This is a genomic window from Halorientalis salina (assembly GCF_005049285.1).
In the GTDB taxonomy this organism is placed as follows: domain Archaea; phylum Halobacteriota; class Halobacteria; order Halobacteriales; family Haloarculaceae; genus Halorientalis; species Halorientalis salina.
In genome coordinates, this window is the sequence record NZ_SOSC01000001.1 from 125,811 (window position 1) to 140,088 (window position 14,278).

The 14,278-nt window shown below is 65.0% G+C and carries 12 protein-coding genes; 3 read left to right on the forward strand and 9 right to left on the reverse strand.

What is annotated here, in order from left to right:
• Nucleotides 1-16: 16 nt before the first annotated feature.
• The 5 genes from E2481_RS00635 to E2481_RS00655 all read right to left on the reverse strand — a co-directional run bounded on the left by E2481_RS00635 (nucleotide 17) and on the right by E2481_RS00655 (nucleotide 6,537).
• Nucleotides 17-1,684, reverse strand: a complete 1,668-nt coding sequence (locus tag E2481_RS00635) for an FAD-dependent oxidoreductase (RefSeq protein WP_136715189.1) — start codon at nucleotides 1,682-1,684, stop codon at nucleotides 17-19.
• The gene (locus E2481_RS00640) at nucleotides 1,677-3,347 is read right to left on the reverse strand and encodes an electron transfer flavoprotein subunit alpha/FixB family protein (RefSeq protein WP_136715190.1); all 1,671 of its coding nucleotides are present in this window, start codon (nucleotides 3,345-3,347) and stop codon (nucleotides 1,677-1,679) included. Before E2481_RS00640 ends, E2481_RS00635 begins: the two co-directional genes overlap by 8 nt.
• 2 nt (nucleotides 3,348-3,349) lie before the next feature.
• Nucleotides 3,350-4,246 carry an electron transfer flavoprotein subunit beta/FixA family protein gene (locus tag E2481_RS00645; protein WP_136715191.1) on the reverse strand — a complete coding sequence of 299 codons (897 nt, stop codon included), beginning with the start codon at nucleotides 4,244-4,246 and terminating at the stop codon, nucleotides 3,350-3,352.
• 152 nt (nucleotides 4,247-4,398) lie between these two features.
• Complete coding sequence (locus E2481_RS00650; RefSeq protein WP_136715192.1) at nucleotides 4,399-4,728, reverse strand: 4Fe-4S dicluster domain-containing protein; 330 nt, start codon at nucleotides 4,726-4,728, stop codon at nucleotides 4,399-4,401.
• Nucleotides 4,729-4,821: 93 nt separating this feature from the next.
• On the reverse strand, nucleotides 4,822-6,537 hold the full coding sequence (locus E2481_RS00655) for a glutamate--tRNA ligase (protein ID WP_136715193.1): 1,716 nt from the start codon (nucleotides 6,535-6,537) through the stop codon (nucleotides 4,822-4,824).
• A gap of 172 nt (nucleotides 6,538-6,709) precedes the next feature.
• On the opposite strand from E2481_RS00655, the gene E2481_RS00660 reads away from it, so the two are divergent.
• A complete protein-coding gene (locus E2481_RS00660) occupies nucleotides 6,710-7,336 on the forward strand; it encodes a metal-dependent hydrolase (protein WP_136715194.1) in 627 nt (208 codons plus the stop codon).
• Nucleotides 7,337-7,420: 84 nt separating this feature from the next.
• Nucleotides 7,421-8,128, forward strand: a complete 708-nt coding sequence (locus E2481_RS00665; RefSeq protein WP_136715195.1) for a hypothetical protein — start codon at nucleotides 7,421-7,423, stop codon at nucleotides 8,126-8,128.
• Between the two features lie 30 nt (nucleotides 8,129-8,158).
• Here the strand turns inward: E2481_RS00665 and idsA3 are convergent, their stop codons facing one another.
• The 3 genes from idsA3 to E2481_RS00680 form a co-directional block, all read right to left on the reverse strand.
• Nucleotides 8,159-9,202, reverse strand: a complete 1,044-nt coding sequence (gene idsA3 / locus E2481_RS00670) for a geranylfarnesyl diphosphate synthase (protein WP_136715196.1) — start codon at nucleotides 9,200-9,202, stop codon at nucleotides 8,159-8,161.
• The gene (locus tag E2481_RS00675; protein ID WP_136715197.1) at nucleotides 9,202-10,548 is read right to left on the reverse strand and encodes a ribonuclease J; all 1,347 of its coding nucleotides are present in this window, start codon (nucleotides 10,546-10,548) and stop codon (nucleotides 9,202-9,204) included. The genes idsA3 and E2481_RS00675 overlap by 1 nt, the downstream gene beginning before the upstream one ends.
• A gap of 298 nt (nucleotides 10,549-10,846) precedes the next feature.
• Nucleotides 10,847-11,656, reverse strand: coding sequence for an SDR family oxidoreductase (locus E2481_RS00680; RefSeq protein WP_136715198.1), 810 nt, complete (start codon nucleotides 11,654-11,656; stop codon nucleotides 10,847-10,849).
• Nucleotides 11,657-11,809: 153 nt separating this feature from the next.
• Between E2481_RS00680 and E2481_RS00685 the strand changes: the two genes are divergently transcribed.
• On the forward strand, nucleotides 11,810-12,943 hold the full coding sequence (locus tag E2481_RS00685) for an acyl-CoA dehydrogenase family protein (RefSeq protein ID WP_136715907.1): 1,134 nt from the start codon (nucleotides 11,810-11,812) through the stop codon (nucleotides 12,941-12,943).
• Here E2481_RS00685 and E2481_RS00690 read toward each other — a convergent pair.
• On the reverse strand, nucleotides 12,940-14,238 hold the full coding sequence (locus E2481_RS00690; RefSeq protein ID WP_136715199.1) for a hypothetical protein: 1,299 nt from the start codon (nucleotides 14,236-14,238) through the stop codon (nucleotides 12,940-12,942). The two genes, E2481_RS00685 and E2481_RS00690, sit on opposite strands and share 4 nt — an antisense overlap.
• Between the last annotated feature and the right edge of the window lie 40 nt (nucleotides 14,239-14,278).

Here is a 14,278-nt window from a genome sequence, read left to right on the forward strand (position 1 = left end):
TGGGACCAACCGGGTATCAGCCCTGCTTGAACTCGACGCCTTTCCCGCCGGCGGGGTGGTCCCAGTCGGTGTCGGCGACGATCGCACAGGTGCCACACTCGACGCAGGGCTGGGTGTCGAGGCTGACGAGGTGTTCCTCGCTGCCGTTGGTCTTGACCTTCTCGTCGCGGTAACAGCCACCGCCAAAGTCCGTCGCGCTCACGGGGCAGGCCGACACGGCGTCGCCGCTGGCCGCGAAGGAGTTGTCGACGAGTTCGATGTGCGGATCGCCCACGTCGTAGGTCAGGTCGCCGATGCGATCGGCCAGGTCCGGGGGCTGGATCGTGTTCTCGTCGGTGACCCGATCCCCGAGCGCCTCGCCCAGCGCGGTGGGGATCGTCACGTAGGGTAGTTTCGTGTCGGGCATGATCGACATCACGAACGGTGAATTGAATCCCCGTTCGAGCACCCCCGTCTTTTCAGCGACTTTCAACCCGGCCCGCCCGAGCGGTGAGTTGACGACCCGCTCGCCCAGTTCCGTCACCCGTTCGTTCTCCCCGACGACGCTCGCGAGTTCGTACTGGGGCGGTCGGAGTTTGTCCATGACGCCCTCGGTCCGTAGCTTCTGTTCGTACAGTTCGCCGGCCGTCGACTCGTCGCCCCGAGCCTGGGCCTGTGCGAACGCCTCGGCCGCGAGCGCGCCCGCGGTGACCGCGTGGTTCATCCCCTTGATGATGGGACCCTGGGCCTGCATCTGCCCGGCGGCGTCGCCCACGAGCATGAGACGGCCCTCGTGTGGCGAGGGATGGGCGACCTTCTTCGAGTCCGGGACGAGTTTCGCCCCGTACTCGATCTCCTCGTAGTCGTCGCCGAGCCACTGCGCCAACAGCGGATGGGTCAACAGCGCGTCGAGCAGTTCGTGGGGTTCGGCCTGCTCGGCCACCAGCGAGTCGAGGTGGAAGACGGTCCCGATCGAGAGGGTGTCCTCGTTCGTGTAGAGCAGCCCGCCGCCGCGTACGCCCTCGAAGAGATCACCCGAGAACAGGTGGGCCTCGCCCTCGTCCTCGCGAATGTCGAATCGCTCCTCGATGGCCCCTTCGGGCATGTCGACGATGGCTTTGACCCCCTGGAACCACTCGTCGGGTTCGTCCCAGTCCATCAGCCCCGCATCCCGAGCGAGTTCGGAGTTGACGCCGTCGGCCGCGACGATCACGTCCGCTTTGATGGGGTCGAGTTCGTCGCAGGTGACGCCGACGATTTCGCCGCCCTCCCGGAGGAGACCGTTGACCCGGACCTCCGTCAGGAGGCCGCCGCCGGTCTCCCTGGTCATCTCGTGCACCCGATCTTCGAGCCAGCCGTCCATCCGCCGGCGAAGCACCGAATCACACCACTCGGTGTCCGTGTGGTGGAGGTCGGTCATGTCCACCGTCTTCACCTTGTTTCCGGCGACGTTGTGCAGGTAGTACTCGTCGGCCGGCCGTTCGGTCGCCTCCTCCCGGAAGTTCGGGAACAGGCCGTCGATGGTGTACGGTGCCGATTGCTCGGCGTAGATGAGTCCCCCGGAGACGTTCTTTGACCCGGCTTCGACGCCCCGCTCTAAGACGAGCGTCTCGACGCCGTTGTTCGCGAGCGTTGCCGCTGCCGCCGCGCCGCCGGGACCCGCCCCGACGACGACCGCTTCGTAGTGTTCGTAGTCGTCAGTCATCAGTCGTATTCCCCCCATCAGCCAGCGCTTTCACGTCCAGTTCCCCTTTCTCCAGCGACTCGGTCAACTCCGGTAAGACATCGAACAGATCGCCCTCGATGAAGTAGTCCGAGAAGTCCACGATGTCCGCCTCGGGGTCGGTGTTGATGGCGATGATGGTGTCTGACTCGTCCATCCCGACCTTGTGCTGGACAGCCCCGGAGATGCCCGCCGCGATGTATACGTCGGGTTCGACCACCTGCCCGGACTCCCCGATCTGGCGGTCCATGCCGACGTACTGCTCGACGTGGCCGGCGAACTGGTAGGACGCCGTGATGACCCCGCGGGAGAGTCCGAGGTCGGCGTCCTCGAACTGATCGACCAGGTCCAGTCCCAGTTCGATGCCTTCCGTCGGGTCGTCGCCGATGCCGCGCCCGAGCGCGACGACGACGTCGTTGCCCGAGAGGTCGACGCCGCTGTCCAACTGGTCGAAGTCCGTCACCTCGACGCGGAACCACTCGTCGTCGAGCGGCATCTCGTGTTCGACGATTTCACCCTCGCGTTCGGGATCGGGGTCGGGCAGGTCGAAACTCCCGGGAATGACCGACGCCCCCTGCGGGTGGAACTCCCGGAACGGTTTGTCGATACAGAGGATCGTCGAGTACTCGAACCCGGAGAAGTCCGGCCGCTTCATGTGGAGGATGCGGTCGAACTCCTTCTTTTCGCCCGGCCGGCCGGTCTTGGCCGGGTTCGAGATCATCGCCGACTCGATGAACAGGTCCGAGCAGTCGCTGGCCAGTCCCGAGTCGAGTTCGCCCTGCACGAGCGCCGAGAGGTCCCGCCCGTTGTTCGTCGCCGGGAAGACCGTGTAGCGCGGCTCGTCGTAGTCGCGCCAGTCCTCCTCGGGACGGTCCGCCCGTCCGTAGGGATGTCCCGCCCCGCGTGCCATGTCACAGAAGATCTCCGTGTAGGACTTGTGGCGGAACCGCGAGAGCCGGTCGTCTTCGAGGTAGACCACCACATCCGCCCCGTAGGCGATACACACCTCGGCCAACTCCTCGACCGAGTCCCCGATGAGGACCGCGATAACCTGCTCGTCAGCATCGTATTCCTCGTTGTACTCGTCCATCAGCCCGCGGGCTTTCCCGAGCATCTCCTTGGACACGTTGATGAGGTCGCCCTGCTGAGTCTCACAGTACACCCACATGTCCTCGTAGACGCCGTCCTCGATGGCGTGGACCCACTGCTTGTCGGCGGTCGGGTGGTCGAGGTCCGGGTGTTTCTCTTCGGGCGGAACGTACTCCAGGTCCTCGCTCTCGTCCTCGTCGCTGCCTTCGACGGAATCGATACGGCTCTCGATCTGCTCTTTGGCGGATTTGCGGTCCTTGCCGTCCTTCTCGCGTTCGAGCATGTCCCGCAACACGTCGCCGTCGTCGACCTCCCGGACCAGGTTGGCGATGTCCGCGACGGTCTGGTCCGCGAGGTCGACCTCGCTCGGGTCGACGGTCTCCTCCTCGCCGGAGAGTTTCTCGATGCGGTCCTCGATGAGCGTCTTGACAGGGACGCGGTCCTCGCCGCCCTTTTCGAGGGCGAGCATCTCTTCGAGTTCCTGGACGTCCTCGACGTCTTTGATCTTCGGCCCCAGGTCCGCGATCTCGTGGTCGGTCGGGTCGATGTCCGGCATGGTCAGTCACCCCCTGCGTACGGTTTCACTTCCTCGAACACCGATTCCATACCCGCCTCGTCGCTCGGGTCGATCATCGTCGCCTCCCGCTCGGAGGGGGCTTTCGGGATCGGATCGACGCCGGCGACGATCGTCGGCGACCCGTCGAGCCCGATGTAGTCCGGGTCGAGATTGAGGGCCTCGTGGTTCCACATCTCGAAGTGATCCCAGTCGGTCGGTTCTTTCTCGGTTTCGTCGTCGAGGTACTCCCCGAACTCCTCGGCACGGGCCTGGGTTTCCTCGCGGAGGTCCTTGTACCGGAGCCGGTGTTCGGCCGTCCGATACGTCGGTTCGAAATCGGGGTCTGCGACGACGAAACAGGGCAGCGGCGCTTCCACCGTCTCGATCTCCTTGACGTCGCCCTCGACCAGTCGCTTGGCTCGCAACGTTCGCTCCTCCTCGTCGATATCGAGCGCGATGACGTGGGTGACCAGCGGCCAGTCCATGCACCACTCCGTCTGTGGCCCGGTGTGGCCGGTCTCCCCGTCGGCGGTTTTGAACCCGGCGAAGACGACGTCGGGTTCCTCGTCGAGGTTCTCCAGTCCCGTCGCGAGCGTCATCGCCGTCGCCCAGGTGTCTGCGGCCCCCATCTCTCGATCCGAGAGCAGATACAGATCGTCGGCGTACACGTCCGCCATTCCCTCCTGGAGGACCTCCGCATACCCCGGCGGCCCCATGCTCATCAAGCTAACCGATCCCCCGTGTCGGACCTTCGTCTGGAGCGCGGCCCGGAGCGCGTGCTTGTCGTTTGGATTCATCACCGTCGGTGTCTTCCCCCGTTCGAGGTGCCCGTCCTCGTCGAACGATACCTGTCCCTCCCTGAAGTCCGGAACGCCTTTCGTGAGAACTACTGTGTGCATAGTTACCGTGTCCTTTGACTGAACATATCTATCAGGGTCCGCCTTGTATATCGTTATTGTGTTTTATCTACAAATTCTGACGCATTACCAGTCGGACGTATCTGCCGCTACGAGTCGTCGGAGAACCGTTCGGCCCACCCGGTATCCCATCGTCAGATACGGCCCGCCCGTCCCGGGTCGACGTCGATGGCGTCGACGGGACAGACGTCGACACAGAGCATACAGTCGATACACTGCTCCTCGTTGGCCGGGTCAGCCTTGATTTCGCTTTCGGGATGCCCGGGCGTGTCCACCCACTCGAAGACGTCGACCGGGCAGTCCTCCAGACACGCGCCATCAGCCAGACAGATGTCGAAGTCGACCGCGACGTGTGTCCCGTGGATGCCGAGCGCTTCCGGTTCCTCGACTGGCCCCCACACCTGGTGGCCGTCGTGTTCCTCTACTGCCTCGCGGTTCTGTTCGAATTCTGGATCAATGGCCATCGGTACCTATCCGCTACCTCCGTAGCGACGTACTTAAACCTTTGACTGGCCCGAACTCGTTCGGCACGGATCGGTCGGGCAGTCGAGTTATCGCTAGGGGTGGGCGTAGTACGTCACTGTCTGATCGCCTTCGTGGGCATCGATCCTGGCGAACCCGACGCGGACGAACTGGACCATCTCGTCGGAGTCGTAGCTTGCGATGCCCGGTTCGGCGTGACCCGACACGTCGCCGTCCATCGTCCGCAACAGGACGGGCTGGCTTTCGTCGGCCGGCACCCAGTGGACGACGCTCACGTCGCCCTCCCGCACGACCTCGATGTCGTCGTCGGTGTAGGTCAGTCCCTCGTCGGTCCGACGGACGGGCCCGTATCCTTTCAGCCACACCCGTTCGCCCTCGGCCGGAACGTCGTCGGCTTCCAGTAGCACGGCGTCGCTGACCGGAATCTCCCGGGTGCCGCGGTCCTCGTGGCTGGGATGGAGCAGGGGTTCGGCCGAGTCGGGACCGCCCTCGATAGCGAACCGCTCCCCGTCCCGGACCAGGAAGCGGCGGTCGGTCTCCTCGTCGATGGCGTCCCGGTTGTTCGAGTAGATGGCCGACATCGCCAGATCGACGTTCGAGGTCGAGGTTCCGAGTTCGACCATCGCGTCGACGATCGACTGGCCGCGGATGCCGCGCCGACGCAGGCTGGCGATGGTCGGCGCGCGCGGGTCGTCCCACCCGTCCAGGTCGCCGTCCTCGATGCGTTCGATGATCGAGGACGTCGAGAGCTGCACGTCGTACTCGTCGATCTGGACGTGGCCCCAGTGGACGACCTCGGGGTACTCCCAGTCGAAGTAGTCGTAGACGAACCCCTGGCGCTTCGCGGAGTCCTGCAGGTCGATCCCGCGGATGATGTGCGTGATGCCGGTGAGGTGGTCGTCGATGCCGCTCTGGAAGTCGAGCATCGGCCAGCAGCGATAGTCTTCGGCCGCCTCGCGCGGGTGCGGCGTATCGATCATCCGGAACGCTACCCAGTCCCGGAGCGCGGGGTTCTTGTGTTCGATGTCGGTTTTGACCCGCAGGACCATCTCGCCGCTGTCGTACTCGCCGTCGACCATCGCCTCGAACTCCTCGCGACTCGTCTCGATGTCCTTCTCCCGGTGCGGGCAGGCCTCGCCGGAGTTTTTCATGTCGGAGAACTCGCCCTGCGGACAGGAACAGGTGTAGGCACCGCCCATCTCGATCAGTTCGCGGGCGTGGTCGTAGTAGGTCTCGACGCGGTCGCTGGCCTTGATGACGTCGTCCGGTTCGAAGCCCAGATAATCGATGGCTTCGAGGATCTCGTCGTATGCGTCCAGATCAGGCCGCTTGGTTTCGGGGTCGGTGTCGTCGAACCGGACGATGAACTCCCCGTCGTACAGGTCCTTGTACGTGCCAATCACGGAGGGCATGCGCGCGTGACCGAGGTGCCACGGCCCGTTCGGGTTCGGCGCGGCGCGCATTCGAACCGTCTCGTCCTCGTCGACGTTGGGAAGGTCCGGCAGGACCTGATCGTCCGCCTCGTCTTCCGCGTCGAGTTCCTCGACCAGTTCCGGTGCCAGTTCTTCGAGCCGACTACGGCGCTCCTCGGTCGACATGTCGCCGATACCCTCGACGACCGGCGCGATGACGCCGGCGATCTGGTCCCCGTGTTCGCGGAACTCGGGGTTCTCGCCCATCAGCGGCCCCATGATCGCGCCGACCTGCGGGTCGCTTCCGTGTTTGAGCGCGTTGAACAGGGCGTTTTTCTCCGCTTCTTCCCTGACTCGCTCACGAAGTTCGTCGTCCATTGCCAGTCGCTTCCGCGTCGGCCCCCAAAACTCCGCCGTTCCTCGGTCGTATCTGGGGGACGCGCCGGACACCGCCTCGATCTTCGGTGGTGCTCGCGCGGTCAGGTTCCCGTCACTTCCGTTCGTGGTGACCGACAGGTTCAAAGTATTCTGTTGCATATAACGCGACACGATGATGTTGCCAACGCACGCGCTTGGGGGGATGGCGCTGGGGCTCGCGGTCGGTGCAGTGGCCCCGGAGTTCGCCGGCGTCGCGCTGATCGCGGGGCTGTTCGGCGGAATCCTGCCGGATCTCGACCTGTACGCCGGACACCGTCGGACGTTGCATTACCCGGTGTACTACTCCGCGCTCGCGGCCGTCGCGTTCGTTCCGGCGCTACTCGCGCCGTCGGCGGGGACCGTCGGGCTCGCGGTCTTCTTCCTCGGAGCGGCCACCCACAGCGTCGCCGACGCGTTCGGCGGCGGGCTCGAACTGCGCCCCTGGGAAGGGACGTCCGACCGAGCGGTGTACGACCACTACCGGAATCGGTGGATCGTCCCGCGACGGTGGGTCCGCTACGACGGGTCCCCGGGCGATCTCATGCTCTCCCTGACGCTCGCTGCCCCGCTTTCCCTGGTGCTCGACGGCCTCCCGCGGTACGTCGTCGTGGCTAGTGCGGCCGTGGCAGTGCTATACGCCGCTGTCAGGCGTTTCCTCCCCGACATCGCCGAGGTGCTGATCGCCAGCCTGCTCCCGGTTCTGCCCGGACGTGTCGTTGCACGGCTGCCCGATCGGTACCTGCAGGCTCACTCGCAGTAGACACAGCCCCGTCCGGCGGACGACGCGGAGCCAAAGAATCATATCATCACGGTGTCGATCTTACGACATCGACGTTCCGTAACGATGGATCTGTTACTTTCCGTTCTGTTGGCCGTGCTTCTCGGCGGACTCGCGATCACGCTAGCCGTCGCCGCTCGCCGCCGTGACGTCGCTGCGCTGGTCAACACGCTGGTCTCGCTCGCCATCGCGCTGGTCTCGCTTCCCCTGGCTGCCGGCCTGCAACTGCCGCCGGGCGGGACCGTTCTCACCCCGGAGCTCCCGATCTGGGTCGCCATGGCCGGACTCTTACACTCGATCGGAATGCTCGGGCCCTACGATTCGATCTGGTGGTGGGATCACCTCACCCACACGGTGTCGGCGATGTTCGTCGCAGCGTTGTTGTACGCTGGACTCCTCGTCGCCGTCGACACCGACGCGACTCTGGCGCTCTCACCCGCCGGGATCGCAGCCGCGACGGTCGCCTACACGTTCGTCGTTGGCGTCTTCTGGGAACTCGTCGAACTGGTCGCCCGCGCTGTCGGCGACCGCTACGATATCGAGCCCGTGCTGGTCCATTACGGGTGGCGGGACACCGGCCTGGACCTCGTGTTCGACCTCGTGGGCGCGGTCGCCGTGGTCGCGCTGGACCTGCGAGTGTTCGTCGACCTCGCTGCACGGTTTCCAGACGCGACGCACGCCCTGCTCGGCTGGACCAGCGGCCTCGTCACTGTCGGTTCGTTCGTGTTAGCGCTCGGCCTCGTGGCCACCGAACGGTGGGACGGGTTCAAATAAAACGGACGGGCGCGGCGGAACCGCGATCGGTCAGTACTCGCGCTCGACCAGATAGTCCGCGATACCGCCGAGCAGGTCCCGCGACTCGTTGTCTGGGAGGATTTCCAGGTTTGCCTTCCCGCTGGCGATCAACTCGTGAGCGGTCTCGCGAGCGTACTCGATGCTGCCCGCGGCACGGAGTTCTTTCAGCGCCGCCTCGACCTCGGTCTCTTCGACTGCGTCGACGTCCTCGGCGTCTACCAGCCCGTCCACGTCGACCCCGTTCTGGCGGGCGTGGAGCGTCACGAGCGTCTTCTTGCCCTCGACGAGGTCGCTCCCGCGCTGTTTGCCGAGTTTCTCGCTGGGCGTCGTCAGGTCCAGCAGGTCGTCCTGGATCTGGAACGCCCGGCCGATGTCGAGCCCGTACCCGTAGAGGGCGTCGACGGCGTCGTCGGCACCGAGCAACACGGCCGGCACGCTCGCGGCCGCCGCGTAGAGCACGGCGGTCTTGAGTTCGACCATGTCGAGGTACTCGTCGGGTTCGACCGCGTTGCGGCCCTCGAAGTCGATGTCGAAGGCCTGTCCCTCGCAGATCTTTGTACACGTCGTGGCCAGTTCCGAGAGCGCCCGAACCGAGCGTTCGGCGGGCGCGCCGGTTTCGAGCATCGACTCGAAGGCCTTCGAGTACAGCGTGTCGCCGGCCAGAATGGCGGTTTCTAAGTCGTACTCGTTGTGGACCGACGGCACGCCGCGACGCATGTCGTCGTCGTCCATGATGTCGTCGTGGATGAGCGTAAAGGACTGGATGATCTCGATGCTCACCGCTGCCGACATCACGTCGACCTCGCCCGACTGGGAGGGGAACGCCCGGTAGTCCGCCGAGAGCGGCTCGATGTCTTCGATCGCCTCGGCCGCGAGCAACAGGATGGTCGGACGCAGGCGCTTCCCGCCGGCGTCGAGCAGGTACCGCGACGCCTCGTAGAGCCGTTCGGGCCGAATGATCGGCAACTCGTCGGTGATCGCCTGGTTGACCTGCTCGCGGCGCTCGACGAGTGCCCCCTCGACCGCCCGCTGTGCCGCGCCTGGTTCGCTCATCACTCGGTGAGCTGAATCATGTTCCCGTTACGCGTCACGTGGAGGTCTCGCCCGACTTTGTAGCCCTGGTTCTCGGCCAGATCGACGTACGGCGCGAACCCTTTGAGCGACTGGTGAGCCGGGATGACGTGCTGTGGCTGGAGCGCGTCGAGCATCTCGTAGTGGCCCTCGCTGCGCAGGTGGCCCGAGACGTGGATGTCGTCGTAGATGCGTGCGCCCTGCATGCCCAGCAGTTTCTCGGACTGGTAGCGCTGGCCCTCGTTGGTCGGCTCCGGGATGACCCGGGCCGAGAACAGCACTTTGTCGCCGTTTTCCAGTTCGTACGGCGTCTCGCCCCGACCCATCCGGGTGAGCATCGCGCGCGGCTCGCCCTGGTGGCCCGTCACGATGGGCAGGAAGTCCTCCTTGCCCTCCTTCATGATCCGCTTGAACGTCCGGTCGACGGATTTCCGGTGGCCGTACATCCCGAGGTCGTCCGGGAAGTCGACGAAGTCCAGGCGCTCGGCGGTCCCGGAGTACTTCTCCATGGACCGTCCCAGCAGCACCGGCTGGCGACCGATGTCGTCGGCGAACTCAACCAGCGACTTCACGCGAGCGATGTGCGAGGAGAAGGTGGTGGCGACGATCCCGCCGTCGTAGTCCTCGATGCTCGTCATCACGTCTTTGAGGTGGCGACGCGCGACGGATTCGGAGGGCGTCCGACCCTTCTTGCCGGCGTTCGTACAGTCCTCGATGTAACAGAGGACGCCGTTGTCCTCGCGGCCGATCTCCCGGAACCGCTTCATGTCGATGGGGTCGCCGATGACCGGCGTGTGGTCCATACGCTTGTCCAGGCCGTAGACGATCGACCCTTCCGGCGTGTGCAGGACCGGGTTGATGGCGTCGATGATCGAGTGCGTGACGTTGACGAACTCGAGTTCGTTGCGCTCGCCGATCTGCATCGTCTCGCCGGGGTCCATTTTGACGAGATCGTTCTCGACCCCGAACTTCTCCTCGCCCTTGATCTGCTGTTTGACCAGTTCGATCGTAAAGGGCGTCGCGACGACGGGCGCGTCGTACCGGTGGGCCAGTTTCGAGATGGCACCGATGTGGTCCAGGTGACCGTGCGTCGGCACGATGGCTTTCACGTCGCCTTCGAGGTCGCTCATGATCCGGTCGTCCGGGATCGCGCCCATGTCGATCAGATCGAGGCTGTGCATCCGCTCGGTTTCGACGTTGTCGTGGATCAGGACCTTCGAGAGGTTCAGACCCATGTCGAAGATAACGACGTCGTCACCGGCTCGTACTGCAGTCATCTGGCGGCCGACCGCCTCGTAGCCGCCGATTGTCGCGATTTCGATTTCCATAGTTGTGTCGCCGAGTCGGCCGCGTCGGGGACGGCTGACTGCGACGACCGGCAAACACGTGCCGTCCAAATGGTCCGAAAGCTAGCGACCGCCACGCCGTCGTCGTACCGTTTCCTCAGTGCTCGCTGGCCGGGAACGGCCATCGGCACTGCGACGAGGGCTGGCAGTCAGTCCCGTTCGGACACATCGAACCGCTCGATGTGTTGCCGGCCGCCGCAACCGTCTCCGGGCGGCCGTGCGCTCGGTTACCTGGCGCTTCGACGGCCGTCTTTAAAAACTGTTGGGTTCGACCGGCCCGCTATTCCATCGGCGACTGGTGCAGCAGGTGACCCCCGTCGACGGTGAAGTACCCGCCCGTCACGTAGTTCGCGGCCGGACTCGCGAGAAAGAGCGCCAGCGGGACGCAATCGGCGGCCGTCCCGTAGCGGTCGGCCGCCAGGTCCTCCAGCAGTTCCTCGGGCAACTCGCCGCCGACCGCGCCGGTGATGCCCTCCGTCTCGATGATGCCCGGTGCGACCGTGTTAGCGCGAATCCCGTGTTTGGCCCACTCGCTGGCGAGCGACTGCATCAGGTTGTGGACGCCCGCTTTTCCGGCCCCAGAATGGGCGTGGTACGGTGCCCCGAACACGGAGTTTGTCGCGCCCATCGAGACGATCGACCCGCCGCCGTTCTCGATCATGTGCTCGCCGACCGCGAAACTGCAGTAGGCCGTCCCGTCCAGAATCGTCCCGACGACCGACCGCCAGCCGTTGGCCGAGAGGTTTTCGGTCGGCGTGACGAAGTTCGCACCCGCGTTGTTCACGAGGATCGTCACGCCGCCGAGTTCCTCGACGACCGTCTCGGTCATCTCGTCGACCTTCTCGCGGTCGCGCACGTCCACGGTCGTCGCACAGGCGTCCTGGCCCGTCTCCTCGATCGCCTCGGCGACCGGCTCCAGATGGTCCATGTCCCGGCTGGCGATGGCCACGTCCGCCCCGTGCTCGGCCATCGCGAGGGCGATCTCCGCCCCGATTCCGGTCCCACCGCCCGTAATCAACGCCGTTTCTCCCGCCAGCAGATCGTCACTGTAGATGTCCGTACTCGGCGGCGTCGGGTCAAAGCCTGTCATGTGTTCTCACGATCTACCTAACATCACGGCGGACCAACGATAAATCCGTTTCCCATTCTATGGTACTCGATACCGCGCGTCATGAAATAAACCGAACGCCGGTTCTTGCCCATCGGAAACGATTAACACACTAACTGTACTCTGGGACGCATGATCGACTTCTCACTGACCGACCAGCAGCAGGCGGTACGCAAGACCTCCCGTGAGTTCGCGGAAACCGAGATCGATCCGGTCGCGCGGGAGCACGAGGAATCCGGGGAGTGGCCCCGCGAAGTCTGGGAGAAGGCCGTCGACGCCGGTCTCATCGGCGTCTCCATCCCGGAGGCCTACGGCGGCGCGGGGATGGGACAGGTCGAAGCCTGCATCTTCGCCGAGGAGTTCGCACGCGCCGACGCCGGCATGCTCGCGGCCCTGGGCACGGAGTTCGGGACCCGGATGATCGCCGAGTACGGAACCGAGGAACAGAAAGAGTGGATCCTCGAAGGGATCACCTCCGGAGACCTCATCGGCGCGCTGGGCAACACCGAACCGGAACACGGGAGCGACGCCGCGAGCATCGAGACGACCGCGGAGAAAGATGAAGACGAGTACGTCATCGACGGCGTCAAGACGTTCATCACCCACGGCGCGATCGCTGACTACGTCCTCACGATGTGCCGGACGGGCGGGGAGGGCCACAGCGGGATCTCGGCGATCATCGTCGAGACCGACCGCGACGGCTTCGAGGTCGAGTCCGACATCCACAAGATGGGCTGGAACGCCTCCAACACCGCGCAACTTCGGTACGACGGCGTTCGCGTCCCCGAGGAGAACCTCGTCGGCTACGAGGACGCCGGCTTCTACCAGCTCATGGAGTTCTTCGAGGAGGAACGGGTGGGGATTGCCGCCCAATCGCTGGGCATTGCCCAGCGGTGTCTGGACGAGGCCGTCGAATACGCATCCGAACGCCGGCAGTTCGACCGCGAAATCCGGAAGTTCCAGGCCATTCAGCACAAACTCGCGGACATGGCCGTCAAGGTCGAGAACGCCCGTCGCCTCACCTACGACGCCGCCGCGCGTATCGACCGCGGGGAGAGCCCAACCAAACTCGCGAGCATGGCGAAGCTGTACGCCTCCGAAATCGCCGAGGAGGTCGCCAGCGACGCCATGCAGATCCACGGTGGCAACGGCTACACCCGCGACTATCCGGTCGAGCGTCAGTACCGCCACGCGAAACTGTACCAGATCGGCGAAGGAACGAGCGAGATTCAGCGCAACATCATCGCGAAGGAACTGCTCGACCTCTAGAGGTCGCTCTCGTCTAAGGGCTCCCAGTCCCCTTCCTCGTCGGTCGTGTCCTCGATGTCGTCGTCGGTGATCGGCTCGTCCGGGAGTTTGTCCGCCGGATCGAGGTCGTCGTCGCTCTCGTCGCTCTCCTCGGACACCGGGTCGTCCGAGACCGCGTCCGCCGGTTCGGAACTGCCATCGTCCTCGGATTCGGCGTCCGCCGGCGGTTTGGCGACGAACTCGCCCGGGGCCTCGTCGATGGTCCGTGGCTCGTCGTCCTGTTCCAGCGTCCCTTTCTCGTCGGCCGTGTCGGTGTCCTCGAACGTCCGGGGACCGTCAGTCGTTGCATCCGGCTCCGTCGCTTCGCTGACGACCTGATCGATGTTCTTCCGCCCCTCGTCGCCCTCCCACAACTCCTCTGTGCTCCCGTCTCCCTGCTCGCCGTCGGAACTCTCGTCGTCGGAGAGCCCCTCGCGCGGCGGATTCGTCGCGACGCTGTCCGGATACCCGTGATCGACCGTCGACTCCTCGTCGGTTCGCTCCGACGGACGGTCGGCCGGGGACTGCCCGGCGTTCTCTCGTTCCCACGTCCGCTGATCCGGCGATGACGGACGCTCGCCGGCCGTAGTGTCTCCCGGTTCCGTCGGTTGCCCGTCGGTCGGTTCCGGTTCACCGTCAGCGTTCCCCGTGGCGGACGGTGTCGTCTCCGGGGGCGTCTCCCGCGTCCGCGGTTCGCTCGGTTCGGCTCGCGCCTGGGACGTGTCGATCCCGAAAATACCCTCGTCTTCCTGGGATTCTCCCGCCGAACCGTCGCTCTGTCCGCCGGCGTCTCCGTTCTGTTCACCTTCGGCCGGCGTTTCCGAGTCGTCCTCGTCGGTCGTCGACTGCTCGGATTCGTCCGCGTCGGTACTCGCTGTCGACGTCCCGCTCTCTTCGGTCGACCCCTCGTCCGCCTCGTCGGCGGATTCGGCGTCGGAATCGCTCGCCCCGCCAACAGCGGCTGCGGTGGCTCCAATCGCGGCACCTGCCTCGGGTTCGGCGGTTTCGATACCCGCGATGACGCTGTCGGCGATGAACTTATAGAGGAGTCCGACCGTCGCCCCGTACAGTCCGAGGCCACCCACCAGCGCGATGAGCGCCGCCGCCGCGATCCGACCGTAGTATTCGTTGGTACTCGGATTGACCATTGCCAGTGCGTCCTGATAGATCACGTACCCGCCCGCGATGAACGCGCTACAGACCAGCGAGACGGCGATGAAAACCCCGAGAAGCTTGAACCCGTATTTCATCCCGTCTACAATTCCGACGGTTGTCATGTCACGACGTTTGGTAACCGGGGACAAATAGATTACGGCG